This window comes from Serratia sp. GW822-FHT06D09 (assembly GCF_058799515.1).
In genome coordinates, this window is record NZ_JBXALO010000002.1 from 1 (window position 1) to 23,926 (window position 23,926).

At 56.9% G+C, this 23,926-nt stretch carries 21 protein-coding genes, 1 tRNA gene and 1 other RNA gene; 11 read left to right on the top strand and 12 right to left on the bottom strand.

Annotated features, from left to right (window positions below):
- Position 1 precedes the first annotated feature (1 nt).
- From AC1RKG_RS03745 to pnuC, 4 genes are all read left to right on the top strand, one after another.
- Positions 2–77: transfer RNA gene (locus tag AC1RKG_RS03745), tRNA-Lys, on the top strand.
- 43 nt (positions 78–120) lie between these two features.
- A non-coding RNA gene (locus AC1RKG_RS03750) (RtT sRNA) lies at positions 121–248 on the top strand.
- A gap of 347 nt (positions 249–595) precedes the next feature.
- Positions 596–1,657, top strand: coding sequence for a quinolinate synthase NadA (nadA, locus tag AC1RKG_RS03755; RefSeq protein WP_493182085.1), 1,062 nt, complete (start codon positions 596–598; stop codon positions 1,655–1,657).
- A gap of 21 nt (positions 1,658–1,678) precedes the next feature.
- The gene (pnuC, locus tag AC1RKG_RS03760; protein ID WP_261156742.1) at positions 1,679–2,404 is read left to right on the top strand and encodes a nicotinamide riboside transporter PnuC; all 726 of its coding nucleotides are present in this window, start codon (positions 1,679–1,681) and stop codon (positions 2,402–2,404) included.
- Positions 2,405–2,442: 38 nt separating this feature from the next.
- Here the strand turns inward: pnuC and zitB are convergent, their stop codons facing one another.
- The 3 genes from zitB to AC1RKG_RS03775 are packed head-to-tail and all read right to left on the bottom strand — an operon-like array spanning position 2,443 to position 7,222.
- Positions 2,443–3,405: a CDF family zinc transporter ZitB gene (gene zitB / locus AC1RKG_RS03765; protein ID WP_046374259.1), complete on the bottom strand. Its 963-nt coding sequence runs from the start codon at positions 3,403–3,405 to the stop codon at positions 2,443–2,445.
- Positions 3,405–6,620 (bottom strand): ATP-binding protein, encoded by a 3,216-nt coding sequence (locus AC1RKG_RS03770; RefSeq protein ID WP_493182087.1) that lies wholly within the window; start codon positions 6,618–6,620, stop codon positions 3,405–3,407. The genes zitB and AC1RKG_RS03770 overlap by 1 nt, the downstream gene beginning before the upstream one ends.
- Positions 6,617–7,222, bottom strand: a complete 606-nt coding sequence (locus tag AC1RKG_RS03775) for a response regulator (protein ID WP_142815729.1) — start codon at positions 7,220–7,222, stop codon at positions 6,617–6,619. Before AC1RKG_RS03775 ends, AC1RKG_RS03770 begins: the two co-directional genes overlap by 4 nt.
- A gap of 206 nt (positions 7,223–7,428) precedes the next feature.
- On the opposite strand from AC1RKG_RS03775, the gene aroG reads away from it, so the two are divergent.
- Positions 7,429–8,481, top strand: coding sequence for a 3-deoxy-7-phosphoheptulonate synthase AroG (aroG, locus tag AC1RKG_RS03780; protein ID WP_020825692.1), 1,053 nt, complete (start codon positions 7,429–7,431; stop codon positions 8,479–8,481).
- 70 nt (positions 8,482–8,551) lie between these two features.
- Here the strand turns inward: aroG and gpmA are convergent, their stop codons facing one another.
- The 9 genes from gpmA to modE all read right to left on the bottom strand — a co-directional run bounded on the left by gpmA (position 8,552) and on the right by modE (position 17,610).
- Entirely contained in the window at positions 8,552–9,304 is a 753-nt protein-coding gene (gpmA, locus tag AC1RKG_RS03785) for a 2,3-diphosphoglycerate-dependent phosphoglycerate mutase (RefSeq protein ID WP_004941818.1), read from the bottom strand.
- A 213-nt stretch (positions 9,305–9,517) separates the two neighbouring features.
- Positions 9,518–9,856, bottom strand: a complete 339-nt coding sequence (locus AC1RKG_RS03790) for a PsiF family protein (protein WP_020825694.1) — start codon at positions 9,854–9,856, stop codon at positions 9,518–9,520.
- Between the two features lie 196 nt (positions 9,857–10,052).
- Complete coding sequence (gene galM, locus AC1RKG_RS03795) at positions 10,053–11,096, bottom strand: galactose-1-epimerase (protein WP_020825695.1); 1,044 nt, start codon at positions 11,094–11,096, stop codon at positions 10,053–10,055.
- Positions 11,090–12,241, bottom strand: coding sequence for a galactokinase (galK, locus tag AC1RKG_RS03800; protein ID WP_493182090.1), 1,152 nt, complete (start codon positions 12,239–12,241; stop codon positions 11,090–11,092). Before galK ends, galM begins: the two co-directional genes overlap by 7 nt.
- Complete coding sequence (gene galT, locus AC1RKG_RS03805) at positions 12,238–13,290, bottom strand: galactose-1-phosphate uridylyltransferase (protein WP_020825697.1); 1,053 nt, start codon at positions 13,288–13,290, stop codon at positions 12,238–12,240. Before galT ends, galK begins: the two co-directional genes overlap by 4 nt.
- 286 nt (positions 13,291–13,576) lie before the next feature.
- On the bottom strand, positions 13,577–14,398 hold the full coding sequence (locus AC1RKG_RS03810; RefSeq protein ID WP_020825698.1) for a CPBP family intramembrane glutamic endopeptidase: 822 nt from the start codon (positions 14,396–14,398) through the stop codon (positions 13,577–13,579).
- Positions 14,399–14,551: 153 nt separating this feature from the next.
- Positions 14,552–15,124 (bottom strand): cysteine hydrolase family protein, encoded by a 573-nt coding sequence (locus AC1RKG_RS03815; protein WP_020825699.1) that lies wholly within the window; start codon positions 15,122–15,124, stop codon positions 14,552–14,554.
- 131 nt (positions 15,125–15,255) lie between these two features.
- Positions 15,256–16,728, bottom strand: coding sequence for a molybdate ABC transporter ATP-binding protein ModF (gene modF, locus AC1RKG_RS03820; protein WP_493182092.1), 1,473 nt, complete (start codon positions 16,726–16,728; stop codon positions 15,256–15,258).
- A 90-nt stretch (positions 16,729–16,818) separates the two neighbouring features.
- On the bottom strand, positions 16,819–17,610 hold the full coding sequence (gene modE / locus AC1RKG_RS03825; RefSeq protein ID WP_046374251.1) for a molybdenum-dependent transcriptional regulator: 792 nt from the start codon (positions 17,608–17,610) through the stop codon (positions 16,819–16,821).
- A 195-nt stretch (positions 17,611–17,805) separates the two neighbouring features.
- Here modE and AC1RKG_RS03830 point away from each other — a divergent pair, with 195 nt between their 5' ends.
- From AC1RKG_RS03830 to AC1RKG_RS03855, 6 genes are all read left to right on the top strand, one after another.
- Complete coding sequence (locus tag AC1RKG_RS03830) at positions 17,806–19,971, top strand: TonB-dependent receptor (RefSeq protein ID WP_493182094.1); 2,166 nt, start codon at positions 17,806–17,808, stop codon at positions 19,969–19,971.
- Between the two features lie 7 nt (positions 19,972–19,978).
- Positions 19,979–20,974 (top strand): ABC transporter substrate-binding protein, encoded by a 996-nt coding sequence (locus tag AC1RKG_RS03835; protein WP_493182096.1) that lies wholly within the window; start codon positions 19,979–19,981, stop codon positions 20,972–20,974.
- Between the two features lies 1 nt (position 20,975).
- Entirely contained in the window at positions 20,976–21,731 is a 756-nt protein-coding gene (locus AC1RKG_RS03840) for a class I SAM-dependent methyltransferase (protein ID WP_046374248.1), read from the top strand.
- 1 nt (position 21,732) lies between these two features.
- Positions 21,733–22,767 carry a FecCD family ABC transporter permease gene (locus AC1RKG_RS03845; RefSeq protein WP_261103584.1) on the top strand — a complete coding sequence of 345 codons (1,035 nt, stop codon included), beginning with the start codon at positions 21,733–21,735 and terminating at the stop codon, positions 22,765–22,767.
- Positions 22,764–23,549, top strand: a complete 786-nt coding sequence (locus AC1RKG_RS03850) for an ABC transporter ATP-binding protein (RefSeq protein ID WP_116690990.1) — start codon at positions 22,764–22,766, stop codon at positions 23,547–23,549. Before AC1RKG_RS03845 ends, AC1RKG_RS03850 begins: the two co-directional genes overlap by 4 nt.
- Before the next feature lie 169 nt (positions 23,550–23,718).
- Positions 23,719–23,868 carry an AcrZ family multidrug efflux pump-associated protein gene (locus AC1RKG_RS03855; protein ID WP_020825707.1) on the top strand — a complete coding sequence of 50 codons (150 nt, stop codon included), beginning with the start codon at positions 23,719–23,721 and terminating at the stop codon, positions 23,866–23,868.
- The last annotated feature ends 58 nt before the right edge of the window (positions 23,869–23,926 follow it).

Sequence of the window (23,926 nt, forward strand, 5' to 3'; positions counted from 1 at the left end):
TGGGTCGTTAGCTCAGTTGGTAGAGCAGTTGACTTTTAATCAATTGGTCGCAGGTTCGAATCCTGCACGACCCACCATTCTTAAAGAAATACCCCCCCTTATTAAAAACTCTGAATTGGCATATAGCACGAATCGTGCAGGTGAGAAGCTGCGTTCAGGTTCGACAAAATTGCCTGTCAATTTTGAACAGCGCTTGCGCTGGCCCGCAGGGTGAGGCCAAAGGCCGAATAATCCTGCACGACCCACCATTCTTAAAGAAATACCCCCCTTATTAAAAACTCTGAATTGGCATATAGCACGAATCGTGCAGGTGAGAAGCTGCGTTCAGATTCGTGAAAATCTCCGGTACATCCACCTTCCGCCATTTTTGTTGGCATGCGCACTCCATTCTCTCTATCACGAAAGCACTTTCCCCCTGCAGATCTCTCTCTTTGATCAAAAATTCAATCCATTAAACTTCATCGGCGTGATATTGAAAATATCAGCGGACTTTTCGCTCAATTTTAGGTATTTTGTTTAGTATATAAAACGAAGGGGGGTTGCGATGGGTAATACCCGGGCAGCAGACACCCAGCCTAGCACAGAGATTGCAGCGATGAGTGAAATGTTTGATGTTAATGCGGCGGTGTACCCGTTCCCGCCCAAACCCGTGCCGTTAGACGTCGCGCAGAAGGCGTTTTATCGTGAGAAGATTAAAACCCTGCTCAAGCAGCGCAATGCGGTGATGGTGGCCCATTACTATACCGATCCTGAGATCCAGGCGCTGGCGGAGGAAACCGGCGGCTGTGTGGCGGACTCGCTGGAAATGGCGCGCTTTGGCAGTAATCACCCGGCTTCGACCTTATTGGTCGCCGGCGTGCGCTTTATGGGCGAAACCGCCAAAATCCTCAGCCCGGAAAAACAGGTGCTAATGCCGACGCTGCACGCAGAGTGCTCGCTGGATCTTGGCTGTCCGGAAGAAGAATTCCATGCATTTTGCGACAGCCACCCCGATCGCACCGTGGTGGTCTACGCTAATACCTCGGCGGCGGTAAAAGCTCGCGCGGACTGGGTAGTTACCTCCAGTATCGCCGTTGAACTGATTGAGCACCTCGACAGCCTGGGCGAGAAAATCATCTGGGCCCCGGACCGTCACCTGGGCAACTACGTGCAAAAGCAGACGGGCGCCGACGTATTGTGTTGGCAGGGGGCCTGTATCGTCCATGACGAGTTTAAAACCCAGGCACTGATGCGCATGAAGGCCTTATACCCTGACGCGGCGATACTGGTGCACCCTGAGTCGCCACAGGCGGTGGTTGGCCTGGCCGATGCGGTAGGCTCAACCAGCCAATTGATACAGGCGGCGAAAACTTTGCCTAATCCGCAGCTGATTGTCGCCACCGATCGCGGTATTTTTTATAAGATGCAACAGGCCTGCCCGGACAAGGAGCTTTTTGAAGCGCCGACCGCCGGTGAAGGCGCCACCTGTCGCAGCTGTGCGCACTGCCCATGGATGGCGATGAACGGCCTGAAGGCGATTGCCGACGGGCTGGAGCAGGGCGGTGCACTGCATGAGATCCACGTGGATGCGGCGTTACGTCAAAAGGCGTTAATCCCGCTGAACCGGATGTTGGATTTTGCTGCCCAATTAAAAATGCAGGTAAAAGGGAACGCTTAACCGTTTAATAAGGGTAATAAAATGAGCTTTTTCAGTACCAGCAATATCTTGGTGCATATCCCGCTGGGCGCAGGGGGTTATGATCTGTCATGGATTGAGGCGATCGGCACCCTGTTCGGTTTGTTGTGTATCTGGTATGCCAGCAAAGAGAAAATCATCAATTACCTGTTCGGCCTGATTAACGTCACGCTGTTCGCGGTGATTTTCTTCCAAATCCAGCTTTACGCCAGCCTGCTGCTGCAGCTGTTCTTCTTTGTTGCCAATATCTACGGCTGGTACGCCTGGAGTCGCCAGACGCAGGATAATCAGGCCGAGCTGAAGATTCGTTGGTTACCGCTGCCGAAGGCATTGGGCTGGGCGGCGGTATGCGTGATCGGTATTGCACTGATGACCTTTAATATCGACCGCGTTTTCGCCTGGTTGACGCAGGTTGCGGTGACGGTAATGCAGGGCTTGGGCCTCAGTGTGCAAATGCCTGAGCTGCAACCGGACGCCTTCCCGTTCTGGGATTCGGCGATGATGGTGCTGTCGATCGTCGCGATGATTCTGATGACGCGCAAGTACGTGGAAAACTGGTTGCTGTGGGTGGTGATTGACGTGATTAGCGTGGCGATTTTTGCCTATCAGGGCGTTTACGCCATGGCGCTGGAATACGTGATCCTGACGCTGATTGCGCTGAACGGTTCCTGGCTGTGGGTCAAAAGCGCCGGCAACAACCAATCGCGGCCTTTGTCTTCCGCACCCTAAAATATCGCCGGGGCGCCCTATAAGGCGCCCCGTTTGTTTTAATGATGATGCCCCAGATGGGAATGCGAGCCGGAATGTGAGTGGTCACTCGGCTCGGGAGCCCGATTAATTCCGCAGTCGGGCGTATCACAATGCTGGTATTCCATTTGAATGGTCACGTGGCCAATCCGGTAGTGTTCCAACAGATAGCCCTGAATGCGGCGCAGCAAGCCATCATGGTCATTCGGCGGTATCACCTGCGCATGCAGCGTCATCAGCTTCTGTTCACCAATCTGCCAGACGTGGACGTGGTGGATATTGCGTACTTCCGGAATATTCAGGCACAGGTCTTTTTGCAGTTTGGCGATATCCACTTCCTGTGGCGTACCTTCCAGCAGTTCGTGGAAGCTCTCCTTCAGCAGCCGCCAGGCACTGCGTATCACCAGGCAGGATACCAGTACCGACAATATCGGGTCGATCGGCGTCCAGCCGGTGGTCAAGATCACAATCGCCGCGGCAATGGCACCCACCGACCCCAGTAAATCCCCCAATACGTGCAATGCCGCGGCCCGCACGTTGATGTTCTTCTCTTCGCTGCCGCGGTGCAACAGCCAGAAGGCGAACAGGTTAGCCAGCAACCCCGCTATGGCGATAATCAGCATTGGGGTACCCATCACCGGCTGTGGTTCGAAGAAACGCCGTATCGCCTCCCACAGTATGAATACCACGATCACCAACAGCGCGGCGGCGTTGAGGAAAGCCGCCAGCGTCGTCAAGCGCAGATAACCGAAGGTATGGCGTGCATTGGGCTTACGCTGCGAGAAGTGCACCGCCATCAATGCCACCAGCAGCGCCGCCGCATCGGTGAGCATATGGCCGGCATCGGCCAGCAGCGCCAGGGACCCTGAAATTAACCCACCGATCACTTCGGCGATCATGAATACCGCAGTGACTAAAAAAGCGGTCAGTAGGCGTTTACTATTACTGTCTTTCGGTAGGTGTACGTGCGGGCTATCCGACATTATTCATCCTTATGATGCATAGCAATATACGACTCGTTAGCGCTGACCAGATCATCCAGTTCTATCAGTATCTGTTCCACTAACGTACTTAGTTCAGTATAGGCGTCCTGAAGCAATGTTCCTTCACGACCGCTTTCCACCAATTGTTGGCACAGGCTGGCCGCTGCCGGCAGTTGCAACATCAACAGGCTACCCTTAATGCGATGCGCGGCTTGCCCAAGCTGTAGCCAGTCCTCGCTTTGTGCTGCTAGCGCGAGCCGTTGTCGGTCTTGCTGCAGGGTTGTCAGCAGTGTTGTCGCCAAACGCTGGATCATCGGTCGGTCATTATCGGCCATATCGGCCAGGGACTGCTGAATGTCAGTAAGGACTAACTGCTGCTCCAGCGCCTGGGGTTGCTGTGGCAACGCTTGAGCGAGTGCGTCCAGCGAGATGGGCTTGGTTAAAAAGCGATCTATGGCCACCAGCTCCGGCGGGATACGGGTAAATTCCTGCACGTCCGCCGAGCAGAGGATAATTTGGCAAGCCGGGCGTCGATGGCGCTGCTCGTCGCGGCGTATCAGCCTCGCCAGCGTCAGGCCATCCGGGCGCGGCATATTGTAATCAATGAACAGCAGATCAAACGGCTGCCGACGATGGGCTTTCAGCAGCGGATAACCCTGCTCGAACAGCGTCGGCTGCAGACCGAAGTGGCGCAACTGTCGTTCCATCAGCAGGAGATTGGTGGGGTGATCGTCAATCAGCGCCACGCGCAAACTCGGCGGCGGCAGGTTGAGCGGCTTATCGGTTTGCTGTGTCGCCGAGTCAAGAGCAACCTCGGTGACCGGTACCGACAGGGAAACCTCAGTGCCGACGCCGAGACGCGAGTGCAACTCAATCCGTCCGCCCATTTGTTCGATAATTTCCTTGCAAATAGACAGCCCTAATCCGGTTCCCTGCACGGATACTCGCTGCGCACCGCGCGCGCGGTAAAACGGCTGAAACAGTTTGCCAATCTCATCGGCGGCGATGCCACACCCACTGTCGGTCACCGTCAGCGACAGTTCTCCCTGCTGTGCAGACTGCTCACGCCAGCCGATGCTGACCTGAATACTGCCGCGCGGTGTGAACTTAATCGCATTATTTATCAGATTGTTAGCGACCTGAAGTAAACGCTCACCATCAATAAGAACGGCTGCGGGCAGGTTGTCGGCCGCACTCACGTTTAGCGTCACCGGGCGTTCGCCAATCAGCGGTCGGTACAGGGCGCTAATGTGGGCCACCCAAGGGTGCAGGGCTACGGCCTTGGGCGCTAAGGTTAACGAGCCGGTGGCCAGTCGGGCATGATCTTGCAAGTCATTGAGCAGGTTGAGCAACGATGATGCCGAGCTGTAGATCACCGGCAGCCCCTCGGGCGTTGGCTGACGTTTCAGCTCCAGCTCCAACAGACCAAGAATGGCGTGCATCGGAGTACGCAATTCATGGCTGACGGTAGCCAGGAATTTACTCTTCATTCGGTTTTCGGCTTCCGCATGCCGACGAGCCTGTTCAAGCACTTCCCGTTCGCGCTTATCCCGTCTCTGCAGGATAAACCGGCGCAGGGTCAGCCCCAACAGCAACAGGATCGCCGCAGCCAGCAGCGCCAGCAGCCAGGTGGTTTGCGGCTGCATACGGTTTTCATTCACGGCGTCAATCAGGTTGCTACGATCGACAATCCACTCATCGCGCAGTGATTGCAGCGTTTCCGACGGGATCTGCATCAGGTTTTTATCGAGGATAGCCAACAGTAATGGCTGATCCTGCCGCACGCCGAACGCTACCGGGTAGGCAATATTATTGGCGGCGAACGCCAACTTTATCGCCCCGGAGTAACGAGACAAAGCGACAAAGTTTGCCGAAATCACGTTATCCACCAGCGCATCCAACTGGCCGTTAGCCAGAGCGTCATACATGGCCTTACTGTCGGCAAAACGGATCTGTTCTTCGTTGGCGGGCACCAGGCCTTGTGCCAGATCGCCCTGCAGTACGCCAATGCGTTTACCGGCCAGATCGCTCCAGGTGGAAATCCCGTTGTCGTGTTGGCCAACATACACCCCCCACAGCGAACGGTGGATGGGCATACTTGCGCTGTAGCGCGCTTTAACTCCACGCGCCAATGGTAACGCGGTGCGAAAGCTGGCCTGGCCGGATTGCACCAGTTGATCGGCCTGTTCGGCATTGCGCGCCCACAGCGGAACAAAGCGCAATCCGGTGTTTTGCGCAATGATATTCAAAATGTCGATGGCATAACCGCGCGCTTGCCCACCGGAACCGCGGTAAGCGAAGGGGAAGTTATTCTCGATGGCGGCGTAATAGACGGTGGGGTGAGTCTTCACCCAGCTTTTCTCCATCTGCGTCAGATCGGCGTTGCCGGTATCGAGATAGCTGGGGATCTTTTTACTCCAGCGGCTTTGGATGGCATTCATCAACTCCATCGGGGTGTCGGCGATGGCCACGTTGAGGGTCTCGATCAGCGCCGGGTTGGCGGCGGCAAATACGAACGACAGGTTACCAAGGTTGAGGGTACTTTCGATCTGATAAAGCTGGCCAAGCTGCAGCTGGTCGATAATAAAGCTGGCGCTGGCTTCATCGGCAATAAAGTAGTCGCTGCTGCCATTGAGCAGGGCATACACCGCCTGAAGGTTGTTGTCATAGCGTTGTACGTGGGACGACACCGTCTTTAGCGCATTGCCGGCCTGCATATCGGTCAGGGTGCTGATCGCCACCCGGGCATTGGCGGAATTGAGCATCACTTTGCGATCATTGCTGCGATCGCGCAGTACGCGCAGGTTACTGACGTAATAAGGCTGAGAAATTTTCAGGCCGTGTAGCGCTTCGTTTTGTGGAATGCCGTACACCAGATCGACAGTCCCGTCATGCAACGCTTGCTCAAGTTTCGCCAGATCGGAGAAGCCGTAGATCTGAAAGTGGATGCCGGTGACCTGTTGAACATAGCCCAGGTAGTCGGCATTCAGACCGTACAGGTCGTCATCCACAATAATGTTATAAGGGCTGGTATTTTCACTGATGATACCGATGCGCAGCGTCGCGTCGCGCCAGGGATTTTTCTCGCTGGCGATCAGCAGGTCGGGCGGGATATTCAGGTTGCTGACCAATTGATAACGTACCGGCTGCGCCGCGTGCGCCAGACTGCCGACGCACAGCAACATCGTTACCAGCAGCAAAAGCGCACGCATCATGGCGCCAGCTCTTTAAACACCGCCACCAGCTCCAACAGATTACTGGCGCCGGTCTTACGCAGAATATTCTTCTTGTGGGTACTGACGGTTTTGTTGCTGATGTTCAGCATCTCGGCGATTTGCAGATTGGACAAGCCTTTGCTGAGCAGCCCGAGCACCTGCAGTTCTTTTGGCGTCAGCAGTGTACCTTCTGCCGGTAGCGCCTCCTCGGTCATGGCGGTGGCGGGAAAGCTCAAGCTTCCATCCAGTACGGTTTCAATCGCCAGCACCAGCTCTTCGAGACGGCTGCCCTTGTGCACAAATCCGTTGGCGCCGGCCGAATAGGCCATACGGGCGTAGATATCTTCTTCCTGTGCGGTATAGATCAGGATCGGTTGCTGCGGATAGTGGCGGCGGATTTTTTTCAATAATTGCAAACCGTCCACCTGCGGCAGACCGATATCGAGGATCACCAGCGCAAAGTCGGCCGTGGCCAATTGGGCCATTGCCTGAACATCGTCTTGCACCGCCTGCAGGTGATAGAGGCGGGATGACTTGATTAGCGCCGCTTCCAGTGCGACATGAACCACCGGGTGGTCATCAACTAATAACAAAGAGGGCATGGCTTGGCTCGAGTAACAGTATCCTGGCCGTTAGCATAACGAAAAAGGAGCCACTGCGCTCCCCTGATGAAACAGCACAATCCACTGTTAATTTAGAGGTTCATTCGGCAGGTGGCAAAGGTGATTTACAGCGTTATCCGCACAGGCTAAATTGGTTGGATCTATGCTCTGCGAAATACCGCCTCTCGATACCGAATGGAAAAGTTATGAATTACCAAAACGACGATTTACGCATTAAAGAAATTAAGGAACTCCTGCCACCGGTGGCCCTGTTAGAGAAGTTTCCGGCTACTGAACGTGCAGCAGAGACGGTGTCAAAGGCACGCAGTGCCATTCATCAGATCCTTCGCGGTAGTGACGATCGCCTGCTGGTGGTGATTGGCCCTTGTTCAATCCACGATACCAAAGCGGCGAAAGAGTATGCCGGTCGCCTGCTGTCGCTGCGTCAGGAACTGAGCGGCGAGCTGGAAGTGGTGATGCGGGTTTATTTTGAAAAGCCGCGTACCACCGTGGGCTGGAAAGGATTGATCAACGATCCGCAAATGGATAACAGCTTCCAGATCAACGACGGTCTGCGTCTGGCCCGTAAGCTGCTGCTGGATATTAACGATACCGGTTTGCCGGCGGCGGGCGAATTCCTCGACATGATCACCCCGCAGTATCTGGCAGATCTGATGAGCTGGGGCGCGATCGGCGCACGTACCACTGAATCTCAGGTGCATCGCGAGCTCTCTTCCGGCCTGTCTTGCCCGGTTGGCTTCAAGAACGGTACCGACGGCACCATCAAGGTTGCTATTGACGCCATCAATGCTGCCAGCGCACCGCACTGTTTCCTGTCGGTGACCAAATGGGGCCATTCAGCCATTGTGAACACCAGCGGTAACGGCGATTGCCACATTATTCTGCGCGGCGGCAAAGAGCCGAACTACAGCGCGGCGCATGTGAAAGAAGTCAAAGAAGGCCTGGTCAAAGCGGGTCTGCCGGCGCAGGTGATGATCGATTTCAGCCATGCCAACAGCAGCAAGCAATTCAAAAAGCAGCTGGAAGTGAATGCTGACGTTTGCAAGCAGATTGCCGGCGGCGAAAAGGCGATTATGGGCGTGATGATTGAAAGCCATCTGGTGGAGGGCAACCAAAACCTGGAAAGCGGCGATCCGCTGGTTTATGGCAAGAGCGTCACCGATGCCTGCATCGGTTGGGAAGACACCGAAACCGTGCTGCGCGAGTTGGCAACAGCGGTGAAAGCGCGCCGCGGCTGATAAACCTGCCTGGTTCCAATAAAAAAGCCCCCGGCCAAAACCGGGGGCTTTTTAGATCATGCGGCGAAAATTACTTCGCTTTACCCTGGTTTGCCACGGCGGCCGCTTTAGCAGCGATCTCGTCGGCATTACCCAGGTAGTAACGTTTGATTGGCTTGAAGTTCTCGTCAAATTCATACACCAACGGCACGCCGGTTGGGATGTTCAGCTCGAGGATCTCGTCTTCGCTCAGGTTATCCAGGTATTTCACCAGCGCACGCAGGGAGTTGCCGTGTGCAGCAACGATAACGCGCTCGCCGCTTTTGATGCGTGGCAGAATTTCTTCGTCCCAGTAAGGGATCACGCGATCGATGGTCAGCGCCAGACTCTCGGTCAGCGGCAGCTCTTTCTCGGTCAGCGCGGAATAACGCGGATCGTGGCCCGGGTAACGTTCGTCATCTTTGGTCAGCTCTGGTGGAGTAACGGCGAAGCCGCGACGCCATTGCTTAACCTGCTCGTCACCGTATTTTTCTGCGGTTTCAGCCTTGTTCAGACCCTGCAGCGCGCCGTAGTGGCGTTCGTTCAGTTTCCAGGATTTCTCAGTCGGCAGCCAGGCCTGATCCAGTTCGTCCAGAATGTTCCACAGGGTGTGGATAGCGCGCTTCAGTACGGAGGTGTAAGCAAAGTCAAAAGAGAAACCTTCGTCTTTCAACAGTTTGCCTGCTGCTTTCGCTTCGGTGCGGCCTTTGTCGGACAAATCAACATCATACCAACCGGTGAAGCGGTTTTCGTTGTTCCACTGGCTTTCGCCGTGACGCACCAGAACCAGCTTAGTTACAGCCATAGCTTAACTCCTTAATAATCTGACATTTCAATGATAACGAAAATCATTATATTGCCGCGGCCGGGGGCTCGGCAATCGATAGTGTTTAACCATAGCCAATTTCTTGCCGCAAAGTAAGTGCTGTTCTGAGGAAAAGCTGAATCGATCAGGCTGGTGCAGACAGGGAGTGCGGCACGGCGAAAGGGGATTCAGCCGTGCCGTGGGGAAGGGCAATCAGGCTGCTTTTTTCAGGCAATTGCTCATAAAGGTTTTACGCTCGTCACCCTTCAGGCTTTTGGTCTTGGCGTCGGCGTTACAGGTTTTCATTTTCTGCTGCTGCGGAGTCAGCGTTTTGGTCGCAGCGGTGCCTTCGGATTTCAGGCAGGTGCTCATGAAGGTAGAGCGATCCGCGCCTTTCAGCGTTTTGCTGGTGGCCTGTTGATTACAATCGGTCATGCGTTTCTGCTGCGCGGCCTGTGCCGGTGATGGCGTTTTTGCTGCGGTCTCGGCAGCCATCAGATTGGTGCTCAGCAGTAAACCCGCCAGTAATGGAAGTGCAGTAATCAGACGCATAGGTGTTCCTTCAGCTATTGGCCGGCCGGGGTGGCCGAAAATTGTGACGTTGCACAAGGTGTTGTGCTTATCACCGTAGCCTGATTCTAGTGCGCGCTTTGGAATAAGGAAAGGCAGCCCTCGGCGCGGCAGCGGGGTAAAAAGGTAAGCATTTATAACAAACGGCCCCTCGCCGCGTGGCAAGGGGCGTAGCGGGTCAGATAGGATAAAACTGATAATGGGTGGCGCTCAGGTATTGTTGCCCCGGCTGCAGCCAACAGTTGGGCTGCGGCCATTCCGGGTGGTTCGGGCTGTCTGGCAAAAACTCGCTTTCCAGCGCCACGCCGGCGTAATTGGCATAGCTGCCGCCTTCGCGTGCCGGGGTTCCGCCCAGATAGTTGCCGCTGTAGAGCTGCAACGCCGGCGCACTGGTGAAGACGCTCATTTGTACCTGGCCATCAGCCGACCAAAGATGGGCCGCCGGGCAGTCCAATGCGCCACAGGTACGATGCAGCAAAAAGGCATGATCGTAGCCTTTTACCCGCTGTTGACAGCGATCGCTCAAAAAATCCTGCAGCAGCGTTTTTGGTTGGCGGAAGTCCATGCCGCTGTCTGCCACCGGGGTTAGATCGGCACAGGGGATGCCTTCGCTGTCGACCGGCAGATAGCGGTCGGCAAACAGCTGTAGCCGCTGATGGCGGGCGTCGGTTCCGGCCCCGTCGAGGTTGAAGTAGGCGTGGTTGGTTAAATTGACCGGGCAGGCGCTGTCGGTCCGCGCCTGATAGCTGATTTCCAGTCTATTGTCGGCAGTGAGTCGATAGTTGACCTGAACGTCGAGATTGCCGGGAAAACCCTGGTCACCGTCTGGCGAATGCAAGGCGTAGCTCACCTGCTGCTGATCCTGTTGGGTAATGCGCCAGCGGCGGGCATTAAATCCCTCTGGCCCACCGTGCAGCTGGTGTTCTCCCTGATTGGCGACCAGCGGATGCGGTTTGCCATCAATCTGCAGGCTGGCGTGCGCGATGCGGTTGGCGTAGCGCCCGACGGTAGCGCCCAGGTAGGCCGCTTGATTCAGGTAGTCCGCTGGGGTACGACACCCCAGCAGCAACTCGCGCGTTTTGCCCGATTTCAGCGGCAATACTGCGGAGAGCCAAGTGGCGCCCCAATCCATCAGCGTTACCGTCATTCCGCCAGCGTTTTTCAACTGGGTCAATTGGTAGGGCTGGCCGTCAGGGGCCAACGTTTGACTGTCGCTCAGCATCTGCCGGCCCCCTCTGACGCCTTACAGACGTAAAAGGTTTCTTTCAGCCCATGGGTCTGCTGCGGGTATTCGCGTGCTACTGCCTCGCGGACCGGCTCGACCAGCGCCTGTGGCATCAGCGCCACGATGCAGCCGCCAAAACCGCCGCCGGTCATGCGCACGCCGCCGCTGTCGCCGATAACGGCTTTGACGATCTCCACCAGCCGGTCGATCGGCGGCACGGTAATTTCAAAATCATCGCGCATCGAGGCGTGCGACTCCGCCATCAGTTTGCCCATCAGCTTCATATCACCAGCGGCCAGCGCATCGGCAGCAGCCAGTGTACGATCGTTTTCGCTGATCACATGACGCGCTCGTTTGGCGACGATCGGATCCAGCTCATGCTGGATCGGGAAAAACAGATCCGGGCTGACATCGCGCAGCGCTTTGACACCGAAGAAGCGCGCGGCTTCCTCACACTGCTTGCGGCGGGTGTTGTATTCGCTGTCTACCAGACCGCGTTTCACATTGGAATTGATGATCACCACCGCGATATCTTCCGGCACCGATACTGCGCGGGTTTCCAGCGTTCGGCAGTCGATCAGCAAAGCATGATCCCGTTCGCCGAGCGCGGAAATCAGTTGATCCATAATCCCGCAGTTACAGCCGACAAACTGATTCTCTGCTTCTTGCCCATTGAGGGCCAGCGCTACGCCATCCAGCGGCAGAGCATACAGTGCCTGCATGGCCTGACCAACGGCGACTTCCAAAGAGGCGGAAGAACTGAGGCCGGCACCTTGCGGCACATTACCGGAAATCACCAGGTCCGCACCGCCAAAATCGCTGTTGCGTTGCTGCAGGTGTTTGATCACGCCGCGTACGTAATCGGACCAGCGTTGGGTTGGATGGCTGACGATCGGTTCATCGAGCGAAAACAGATCCTGCTCGGCGTCGTAATCGGCGGCGATCACCCGGATCTGACGGTCGTCGCGTTTGGCGCAGGCGATCACCGTCTGGTAATCGATGGCGCACGGCAGCACAAAACCGTCGTTATAGTCGGTATGCTCGCCGATCAAGTTCACCCGGCCCGGGGCCTGGATAGTCAGTGCGGGCGCGTAGCCAAAACGTTCGGTAAAAAGGGTGTGGGTAAGCTTCTTTAAACTCATTGTTGGGCTCCGGCTTCACGGTAATGAACATCGCTAACGGCACGCAGACGTTCTGCGGCCTGTTCTGCAGTCAAATCGCGCTGGGTTTCTGCCAGCATCTCGTAACCCACCATAAATTTACGCACCGTGGCAGAACGCAGCAGCGGCGGATAGAAGTGGGCGTGTAGTTGCCAATGGCGGTTATCTGCGTCGTTAAACGGGGCGCCGTGCCAGCCCATGGAGTAGGGGAAGGAGCACTGGAACAGGTTGTCGTAACGGCTGGTCAGTTTTTTCAGCGCCACGGCCAGGTCACGGCTCTGTTCGGCGCTGAGATCGGTAATGCGCTGCACGGAACTCTTCGGCAACAGCAGCGTTTCAAACGGCCAGGCCGCCCAGTAGGGCACCACGGCCAGCCAGTGTTCGGTTTCCACCACCGTACGGCTGCCGTCAGCCTGTTCGCGCTGGACGTAATCCGTCAACATCGCGGAGTGGTGCCGTTGGAAATACTCGCGTTGCAGCCGGTCCTCATGCTCGACTTCGTTCGGCAAGAAGCTGTTGGCCCAAACCTGTCCATGCGGATGCGGATTAGAGCAGCCCATCGCGGCGCCTTTGTTTTCAAAAACCTGCACCCACGGATAGCTGCGTCCCAGATCGGCGGTCTGTTCCTGCCAGGTGGCAATCACTCGTTCCAGCGCTTGCAGCGGCAATTCCGGCAGGGTCTTGCTGTGATCGGGCGAGAAACAAATCACCCGGCTGGTGCCACGGGCGCTCTGGCAGCGCATCAGCGGATCCTGACTTTCCGGTGCCAGCGGGGTATCCGTCATCAGCGCGGCAAAGTCGTTGGTGAATACGTAGGTGTCCTGATAGTTCGGGTTTTTATCGCCGGTAACACGGGTGTTGCCCGGGCAGAGGAAACAGTCGGGATCGTGCTGCGGCAACGTTTCCTGCTGTGTGGACTCCTGTTGGCCTTGCCACGGCCGTTTGGCACGGTGTGGCGAGACCAATACCCATTGGCCGGTCAGCGGGTTGTAGCGGCGATGGGGATGATCTACGGGGTTAAAATCCGTCATGGTGGTTCCTTTTTCTCGGGCGATGCGGCGCGGTGTAATCGCTTTCATCTGCCGCTAACCTACCCTTGACTCATACAAATGGATAACTATGAGCAAAAAGATAGCACGTCCCACGGGGGAAAAAGGTGATCCAGAGCGAAAAATGGAATCGTTTACACTGCGTGATGCAAGTGAGAAAACCGCTGGCAGTGTAGGAGGGGGAAAGCTGAAAAAGTTGGTGTCGGGCTGGGAGTGATAGCGTTTTCACACTGGTAACCGGCAGGCGTTCACCTGCCGGTTATGGCGATCAGGAATGCTGGTACAGCGGGTAAGTGAACAGCAGCAGATGGGTCAGATTAAGTCCGAAGTGGAATAAAATCGGCACCCACAAGCGGCCACTCCACATCCATGCCAGGCCGTAAATCAACCCGGCAAGCGTGGCGAAAATGACCATCAGCATGCCACCGGCCAGATGCGCGGCGCCAAAAATCAGCGCGGCAATGATCAATGCCGGCCAAGCCCCCAACCATTGGCTCAGCCGTTGCTGCAGATAACCGCGGAACAGCGCTTCTTCAGCCATGCAGACAAAGAACAGGTTGGCCATGATAAACGGCAGGATCCAGGCTGGGGTATGCAGCTCAATCTTCAGGCCGCCAAGCGCCACCGCCAGCAACAGCAAGGCCGGAACGCTGATAATCAGCGCCGTCCAGGCCGATGTACCTACGCTTTTTTCAGGTTTATCGCGTTTAAACAACGTTGGCAGACAGGCGAACAACAGGAAGGGCACTATCGCCTTGTCAAAGTTGTAATACATGGTGAAGGGTGCGCTTAACGGGCCTGCTTTATCGCCGTCGATCATCAATTGGTTATTGATCCCCGGCACCAGGTGCAGGAATAGCGCCACACAGCTTAAAACCACTAACACTTCAAGTGGGACAGCCAGATTACGCCGTGTCCGAAAATGGTGTCGCAGCCCTGCGAGGGCGGCAATGCCTAATAAGCAAGTCAGGCTGAGCGGGGTGAGTACCGCGTGGTACATGCCCATCCCCGCCGATGCGGCCAGAATCAACCAGGCAATAAGCCGGTTAAATGGCAAAAAGAATAACGAAGAAGCCAGTACGCCCCACATAACTATGTCCCTTTAAAATATGCACACGGTACCCATTACCGAAGGCAATCATTGCTTTATCGGTGTGCGAATGATCGGTGAGTTGGGCACTATGCCGGATAGTAGCACAGCGAAATGACGATAAAGGTCGGTGCAGTGGGTGAAATAGTGCTGTTAACCCTTCATCCAGGCTTGCGAACGGGTGATTTCCGCCAGGTTCTGCAGGATATCCAGACTCTGCTGGTGGATTTCCTGCGTCGGTGCGGCGCATAAGTCCTGCAAGACGGTCACCTGAAAACCGGCGTCGTGCGCCTGTCTTGCGGTGCTTTCGATCGCCAGTGGGGTACTGACCCCGCCTAGCAGCAAATGATGGCAGCGATGCTGCTGCAGCCAGGCTAACAAATTGTTACCGGCAAAGGCGCCAACGCCGTGCTTTTCGAACTGAATATCCGTTGGCAGCACCTGCAAATCCTTATCCCATTGGCAGCCGGGGCTGCTCAGACGCAGTGCGCCAATCTGTTTCAGGTGGCTGAACAGCGGAGAGTGAGCGGGAATGTCGTGATAATCGTCGGCAAAACCGACGCGCACCCAAATCACAGGAATTTTACGTACCCGGGCGTAAGCCGCGGCGGCGTTGGTGTTGGCAATCAGGTTTAGTGCCAACACCTGCTCACGGCAATGATTCGCACGCCCTTTGGGGCCAATCAGATCGTCGATAAGATCGATAATAATCAGTGCGGCGGACATGGTGTCTCCAGAAGCGGATCCTTTACTCCTTATGATAAAAGGCCAAATGTGATGTGTTGCAGAGGAAGTGTTGCCGGATATGTCATCGGATGAGTAGCGGGGCTACCCATCCGCGCGGATTATCGAGGATTTCAGATCAGCGTATCCAACTGATAACGGTAGCCGTCTCCATCAGGGACAAAGCTCAGGCGGTGGGTAATACTTTGCGGCGCGTCTTCCGCATGGTGGGAGACAAACAGCAGTTGGGTCGATCCCTGGCCGATCAATACGTCGACAAAGCGACGGACCAACTGGCGATTGAGCGGATCCAGCCCCTGCAGCGGTTCGTCGAGGATCAACAGCGCCGGGTGTTTGACCAGTGCGCGGGCGATCAGCGCTAACCGTTGCTGGCCCCAGGAAAGGCTGTGGAAGGGGGCCTCGCCGTTTGCACCGCCCAGCCCCAGCAACGCCAGCCATTGGTCAGCCAATTGCCGTTGGCGATCGGATACCGCCTGGTAAATGCCGATCGAATCGAAAAAACCGGACAGGATCACGTTGCGCACGCTGGCGCTGACGCGGTAATCCAGATGCAGACTGCTGCTGACGTAGCCGATATGGCGTTTGATATCCCAGATGGTTTCCCCGCTGCCGCGCCGCCGGCCGAACAGGGTAAGATCGTTACTGTACCCCTGAGGGTGATCGCCGGTGATCAGGCTGAGCAGCGTCGATTTACCGGCACCGTTCGGGCCGACGATCTGCCAGTGTTCGCCGGGATTAACCTGCCAGTCGAGGTGATTGAGAATAGGTCGATCGTTGTAACTGACCCTCCCGTCGCGCAGGATAATTAACGGTTGATCCGCCGGCAGCGTGGTTTTCTGCGCCGGATCTTCGGTTTCCGGCAGCGCCAGGCCATCCAGATTCTCGCTGTGCGCCAGTTGCGCTACCAGCGCTTCCGCCATCACCTGCCGGCGCGTCCCCTGGCTTGCCAGGGTGCAATCGGCCAGCACGCCCACGTTACGGATAAAGTCCGGCACTTCGTCAAAGCGATTGAGCACCAGCACCAGGGTATAGCCATGCCCGGAGAGGTCATTCAACAGCGCAGCCAACTGAGCGCGTGAATTCACGTCCAGCCCGTCGAAGGGTTCATCCAGGATCAGTAAATCGGGTTGTGGCATCAGCGCCCGGCACAGCAGGGTTTTGCGCGTTTCGCCGGTAGAAAGGTATTTAAAGCGACGTGACAACAGCGGGGTAATGCCGAACTGCTCCGCCAGCTGCGCGCAGCGCGTGGGGTCTTTGACCTCTTCCTGAATGATTTCCGCTGCGGTGCGTCCGGTATCTTCCTCGCCTGGGCTAAGCAGGTCGGTATTGTTACGTTGCCATTCGTCGCTGACCAGCTTTTGCAACTGTTCGAAGGAGATGCGTACCGCATGCTTGAAATCGCTGCGGCGCTCGCCGTTGAGCAACACCAGTTCATCGGCCAGCGCGCGTGCCAGGGCGGATTTGCCGCTGCCGTTGGCGCCGACAAAGGCCCAGCTGTCGCCGGCCTGAATCTCCAGCGCTTCCAGCGTCAGGGTACGGGTATCGCTTAAGCGAAATGAACCTTGCGAAATGTGCAACGACGACATCACCTGTTCCTTTTTATGCAATTATTTTGTTTAGAAATAGGCGCATTGCGGAGCGATGTCAATCGGCAAAAATGCAACGTTACGTTGCGTTTAGCACAACGTGGCGACAATCACCCGATCGGCGTTAAACAAGGCGTGAACCTGGCTGCCGGTGCGCAGTTTAAGCTGCTGTAGCTCTGGGTTGGCCACGGTGGCGCACAGGGTTTCACCGCCCGTCAGCGTGACCAGCACCTCGCTGTGATCGGCACCCGGTTGAATGCTGGCGACCACGCCCGCTAATGCGTTGTCCGCTGCCCCGACCAGGGCCGGATCGGTATTCAGTTTCACCCAGGGGGCTTTAATCAGCGCCAGCACTTCCTTGCCGGGGGAGAGCTGCAGCCGATCGGCGCTCTGTTGGGTGATGGCCGCGCTGAGACGGGTTTTGCCGTCGTTAAGCAGAATATCCAGATGCTGCTGCACCTGCTGGTGATCGCGTTCGATCACGGTGCCAAAGAACTGGTTGCGGGCACTGGTTTGCAGCGAGAAACGCGAGATTGCCGCTAACAGGCTATCGAGCGGCAACTCGTCCTGTTGCAGCACGTCGAAGGCTTTTTGTTGGATCTGCCCCAGCAGATCGTAAAGCTGGATCAACCTCTCACCATAGCGAGTCACCTGCGCACCGCCACCGCCTTTGCCGCCGGTGGCACGTTCCACCACCGTCTGCTCCGCCAACTGGTTCATTTCGTTAATCGCGTCCCAGGCACTTTTATAGCTGATGCCCGCCAGTTTGGCGCCCTGGCTGATGGAACCGGTGTGCCGGACCTGTTTAAGCAGCGCGATGCGGCGCGGGTCGGCGAACAGCTTCTGCTGAAGTTTTAGGGTAAGAAGAATTTCGGCCTGCATAACGCGTCCTGTCGGCTGCAAAAGCCTTATTGTCGCCGATTTAGCCGCAAAGCGCCAAAGGATGCGTCGGCTACAGTCAGGGCTCGGTAACAATAAAAACTGGCCTTCAATAATTGAAATGTTATAACATAACAAAAAATATAATGATTGATGCCGGCCACGGCGGGTTTTTATTTCACCAAAGGGATGCTGTAAATGAGTGCTGCACGTCTGGGTTTCGTCACGCCCAAAAAACCACCTTATTACCTGATTACCGCTTTGCTGTTAAGCCTGCCGAACGCCGCGCTGGCCGTCGGCGCTTGCGACAAAACCGAAAAGTCATCACGTTGCGAAGACAGCTTAACCGTGCAGGCATCCAGCCAGCCCCAGAGCACCTATGGCTCGTTGGAGGTCGTCACCCAGTCGGCTTCGCGCCTGGGGCTGACCAATCTGGAAACCCCACGCAGTATTGATGTTATCAGCGCACAGGCTATCCAGCAGCGGGGTGATAAATCGCTCGCCGCCGTTGTCGAGCGAGCTCCCGGCATGTCCGGCGTGGCTTCCCCCACGCTCAGCAATAACTTTTCACTTCGCGGTTTCAGGCCGGTGTCCTGGCTGTATAACGGCGTCGAAACGCCGGGCAGCACCCTTCAGCTAGCGGATCCTTCCCATTACGGCAGTGTAGAAGTGTTGCGCGGCCCCGGATCGGTGCTCAATGGCCTGAGCGCCGCCGGCGGCAGCGTCAATCTGCTTTCGCGCCAGCCGACCTTCAGCCGCCAGCCCATCGAGTTCGACTATGGCCTGTCGAGTTATAACAGCCAGCGCCTGCACCTGGGAGCGGGAGGGACGTTAGTCGACGACGTGGCAGCTTATCGTCTGGACGTCAGCGGCAGCGACAGCGGCACCAATGTGCAATATGAGCGTGACAAACAGAAACGGGTATCCGGCACGCTGCTGTTTAAACTGTCTGATAATGCCCTGCTGACGTTAAGCCTGGATCGCATGCTCAATCGCACCAACAACCCTTACTACGGCACGCCGCTGGTGGAAGGGAACATCGCCCGCGAACTGCGCGATATCAACTACAACAACCTGACCGACAGCCGTATCCAGAGCAACGCCACGTCGTTTCAGGCCAGCCTGGATTGGTTCACCACGCCTGAAATTGAGCTGCATAACCAGTTCTACTATTACAGCGGCTTTCGCGAATGGCGCAATGTGGAACGCTTTCGCATCTCGGCGGCCACCCAGCCCGGCTATGTCAATCGCGATTCGTTCGGGGCGCTGGCCCACGATGACGACCTGATCGGCAACCGCAGTTCACTGGTGTTCGACCGGCCGTTGGGCGGCTTCGATAACCGGTTTATTGTCGGCCTTGATCTGAGTAAACGTCGCTTTCAGTACTACTCCAACGGCTTCCCCGGTTCCGAAGAGGTTCCGCTGCAGGCACCGATCAGAGAAAGTTTTTCACAGGGCACCGCTAGCCAACGTTCTCCGGTTCGCCACGTTACGCAAAACCAGTACGCTGCCTTTCTGGAAGACCGCTTCAGCCTGACTGAACGTTTAACCCTGCTGGGGCAGTTGCGCTACAACCATATGGATATGGATTGGCATTTTCAGGGCCCGCAAGAAGAGCGCTCCGCGCAAACCTACGCCTTCAGCGTCTGGAGCCTTGGCCCCAGCTATGCCTTGACCGATAACATCAATATTTACGCCAACTACACTACCGGCAAGGAGCCGGGCAACGACCTGTTCTTTTTAAGTCCGGCGCAAACCGGTCTGCCGCTCACCCGGGTACGCCAATGGGAAGTCGGCGCCAAGGGGCAGTTTTGGGATAACAAGGGAGAGGCCACGCTGGCGTTGTACGAACTGCGCAAGGACAACCTGTTTGTGCCCAATGCGCAGCAGCCGGATACGCTAAATGCCGTTGGCCGGCAGACCTCGCGCGGCGTGGAATTAAGCCTGATGTTGCGCCCCAGCGATCGCTGGGAGCTGGCCGCCAATGCGGCCTACACCCACGCCCGTTATGATGAGTACCGCGGCGGCAGCCCGTTACGTAGCTATAACGGTAATCGTCCGGCCTACATCCCTGACTGGACCGCCAACCTTACGGCACGTTATATGCCGACGGAACAGTGGGGGCTCACCTCATCGCTGCGCTACGTGGGCAGCAGTTATAACGACGACGCCAACCAGCGTAAAATGCCGTCCTACACCACGCTCGATCTGGCGACGGACTATCAGATCACCCGGACCGTGGGGGTGGGCGTGCGTATCAGAAACGTCACCAACCAGCTGTATGCCTATCAACGTACTTACCCGGATCAGGTGCTGATCGCGCCATCACGCACCTATGAAAGCTTTATTTCGGTGAGGTTCTGATCCTGTTATGCAGCCGATAATCTGCCTGCTGGTGGCGCTGGGCCTGTCGTTTCATGCGCTGGCACAGGCCGGTGCTGTCACCCTCAATAACTGTGACCAGGCGTACCGCTACCCCACGGCGCCTGAGCGGGTGCTGGTTTACGCCAACCCCGCGTTGGAAAACCTGCTGGCGCTGGGACTGGCGCAGCGCATCGTCGGCATTATCGGTTATGACTATGCACGGGATACGGCTCCGTCTCCGACGACGCGGGGCAAAGCCCTGAGCCAGCTGTCGGCCGCCGCACCGCCGGCGGCGGAACCTTTGCTGTTGCTCAATCCGGATTTGGTCTATTCGGCCAGTTACTACTGGTTTAACAGCCCGGAAACGCCCAGCCGCGATCGGCTGACGGAGTGGGGAATCGCTACCTATCTCTCGCCTGACGTCTGCAGTGGCCAACAAAGTACCGTAAGCCGCTCGGCGAGCTTCGAGGGTATTTTTGCCGAACTGCGTGAAATTGCCCGAATTTTTCACGTCACCGGCGTGGCTGAGCGCTTAATTAAAAAGCAGCAGTCACAACTGCGGGAACTGGAGCGTCAGGCGGTGTCCTTGCCCCAACAGCGGCTACTTTGGTGGTATGCCGGTACGCAAACCCCTTATGTGGCGGGGTGCTGCGGCGCACCTGCACTGTTGACCCGTCAGATTGGCAGTCAAAATCTGTTTGGGGATATGTCCGAGCTTTGGCCCACCGTATCCTGGGAAACCATTGCCGCCCGCGATCCCGACGTGATTGTGCTGGGCGATTTACCCCGTGGCGGCCTCGGCGACAGTGCCAAAGATAAGATCCATTTTCTGGAGCATCACCCCCTGACCTCAACCCTGCGCGCCGTGCGCCAAAAACGCTATGTCATTTTGCCCGGCTACGACCTGGATCCCTCGGTACGTACCCTGGCAGCCTTGCAACGTTTAATTCAGGGCCTGCATCAACAGGGCCTAGGATCATCCATTCTTAAAAAGGAACCCTGATATGTCTTCTCTTTCATTCTCCTCACTGTTGACCTCGTGGGATCAGCAACAAGGGGCTTACATCGCCGAGCGAGAAGCGCGTTTTAATGCTCAACTCGAGGTGTTAGCGCTTTCGGTCGGCGAGGATTTTCACGTACTAGATCTGGCTTGTGGGCCGGGTTCGCTAAGCCTGCGCATCCTTCAGCGTTTCCCGCAGGCCAAAGTGACGGCGATGGATCTCGATCCGTTACTGTTGGCTATCGCCCGCGGTGCCCTGGCGGAATATGGCGACAGGATCCGCATTCTTCAGGCCGATCTCGCCGATCCTGAGTGTTTCTCATCGCTCGAGGGGGCAACGCCTGACGCGGTGGTTTCCAGCACGGCGCTGCACTGGTTAATGCCGGAACAGCTGACGGTGCTGTATCGCAACATCGCCGAACGGCTGCCCACGGGGGGCGTATTTTTGAATGCTGACCACCAGCGCTATGACCATCGGCAGCCACGCGTTAAAACGTTGGCTGAACTGCACGATAACCAGACGCAGCAACAGGCCTGGCGCAACGGTGTCGAAGACTGGGAGCAGTGGTTTGACAAGGTGCAGCAGCTGCCGGAGCTGGCGCAATATCGGCAACAGCGGGAAAAGCTGTTCGCCGGGCGTCCTGTCCCTCCGGCGACGGCATTAGATTTCCAACTGGCCAGCCTGACGCAGGCGGGGTTTACCGAAGTAGGGCCGGTCTGGCAGTTGTTGGATGACTACGTGATTGCAGGCTGGAAATAGTATGGACGGATCGGTACGTCGGGGGCCCAGGCGTTCAGGCGGTTGGTTGTGCATGCTGGCGCTGGCGTTGCCGCTATTTTTGCTCGCTGCCTCGTTGTACGGACCGGCGCCAATATCGCTGCATGACGCGTGGCGTATTTTGTCTGCCCCTGGCGCCGCTAACGCCGAGGACGGTAGCGAGATTTATCAACGGATAATCTGGTCATTGAGAATGCCGAGGGCGCTGTTGGCCGCGGTGGCGGGGGCCGGTCTGGCCCTGGCCGGCACCGTCCTGCAGTCGCTGACACGCAACCCGTTGGCCGATCCCTGGGTGCTGGGGATCTCTTCCGGGGCAGGCGTGGGTGCTGTTCTGGTGCTGGTGTTGGGGCTCGGCGGCGGCCTGTTGTCGGTGTCTGGCGGAGCATTTATCGGTGCGGCCGGGGCCTTTGCTCTGGTTTTACTGCTCGCCGGGCGTTCCTTGAACGCCGAGTCATCGCTGTTTATTTTGGCGGGGGTCGCGGTCACGCAACTGCTTTCGGCACTGACCTCGCTGATTACCCTGTGGCAAGCGGACGCTAACGCCACGCGTGGCGTGATGTTCTGGCTATTGGGATCCTTCAGTGACGCCCGCTGGTCGCAGGTGGGGCTTTGCGCTCTGCTGCTGGCGGCGGCACTGGCGGTTTGCTGGATGAAAGCGGGCGAGCTGGACGCACTGGCATTCGGCGGCCTGACCGCGGCGTCGTTGGGAGTGGCGGTGGCGCCGCTGAAGCTGCTGCTGTACGGCATTACCATGGCGCTGACGGCCGTTATCGTCGCATTCAGCGGCGCGGTGGGGTTTATTGGGCTGACGGTGCCGCACGTCGCCAGACTGCTGGTCGGGCCGCGTCACCGGTTGCTGTTGCCGGCCAGCGCGCTGTGCGGCGCGTTGTTTGCCGTCGCGGCGGACACCCTGGCCAGAACCTTGTTTGAACCGCGTGAACTGCCGGTGGGTGTCTTGACCGCGTTGTTGGGTGTCCCGGTATTTCTCGCCCTGCTGTATCGGAAAATAAACGCATGAACATTGAAAGCCGGTTATCGGGGCTGCGTGCCGAAGGGTTGGGGTGGTCAACGGCAGAAAGAGTGGTGCTGAATAACCTCAGTTTTCACGCCCGGCCCGGTGAAATTACCGGCGTGCTCGGCGTCAACGGCAGCGGAAAATCTACGCTGCTCAAGTTACTGGCGGGATTGATTCCCCCCAGCCGTGGCCGGGTGTATTTGCAGCAAACCGATATCGCCTCAATGAAAGGGCGCGAACGAGCCAAATGCATGACTTTCCTCGAACAGTCCGGGCCCGGCGCCTTTGCCATTGCGGTGAAAGACGTGGTGTTGCTCGGGCGTCTGGTTTACGCCAGCCGCTGGGCAGGATTCAGCGCGGTAGATTATCGCATTGCCGGCCAGGCGATGGAGCAGGTCGGCATTTCGCACCTGGCCGAGCGTGAATGGCATCAGCTGTCCGGCGGGGAACAGCAACGCGTTCATCTGGCACGCGCGCTGGCGCAACAAACGCCATGGCTGTTATTGGATGAGCCTGCCAACCATCTTGATATTGCCCATCAGCAGCAGTTTATGGCGTTATTGCGGCGGCTGGGCATCAGCGTAGTGGTTTCGCTGCACGATCTGAATTTGGCGGCCTGCTACTGTGACCGGCTGATGTTGTTAAAGCAGGGCGGTTTACACGCGTTCGGCCCCCCGCAGCAGGTGCTGACATCGGAGACGATAGACAGGGTTTATGGGGTAGAGGCCAGGCTGGCGGCGGTTAGCGATTATGCCGCGCCGCTGATCTATTACCCTGTTCAATAGCGTTCGCCGCAGGTCGATAGACGCCACCGGAGCACAAATGGCACGTTTGGCCGGTTACAAATTCCGCCCAGTCTTTAAAATAACCCCGTTTTAGTCGGTTTTTTGGTTTAAACTAGAATTTACGTGGCGGTGTTCATTACCGCTCAATGGGCAGTTAAGTGAGGCTACCATGTTGGATTTATTGAAAAGTTTGCTGTTCGCTGTGGTCATGGTTCCGGTTGTGATGGCCATCATCCTCGGCCTGATCTACGGTTTGGCGGAAGTGTTCAACATTTTCTCCAAAGTGGGCCGTTCGAAAGAAAATCGTACCCAGCACTGATCGTTACCCATCCCCATTTCAAAGCCTGCCGGCGTCGTTCGGCAGGTAGATATATGCC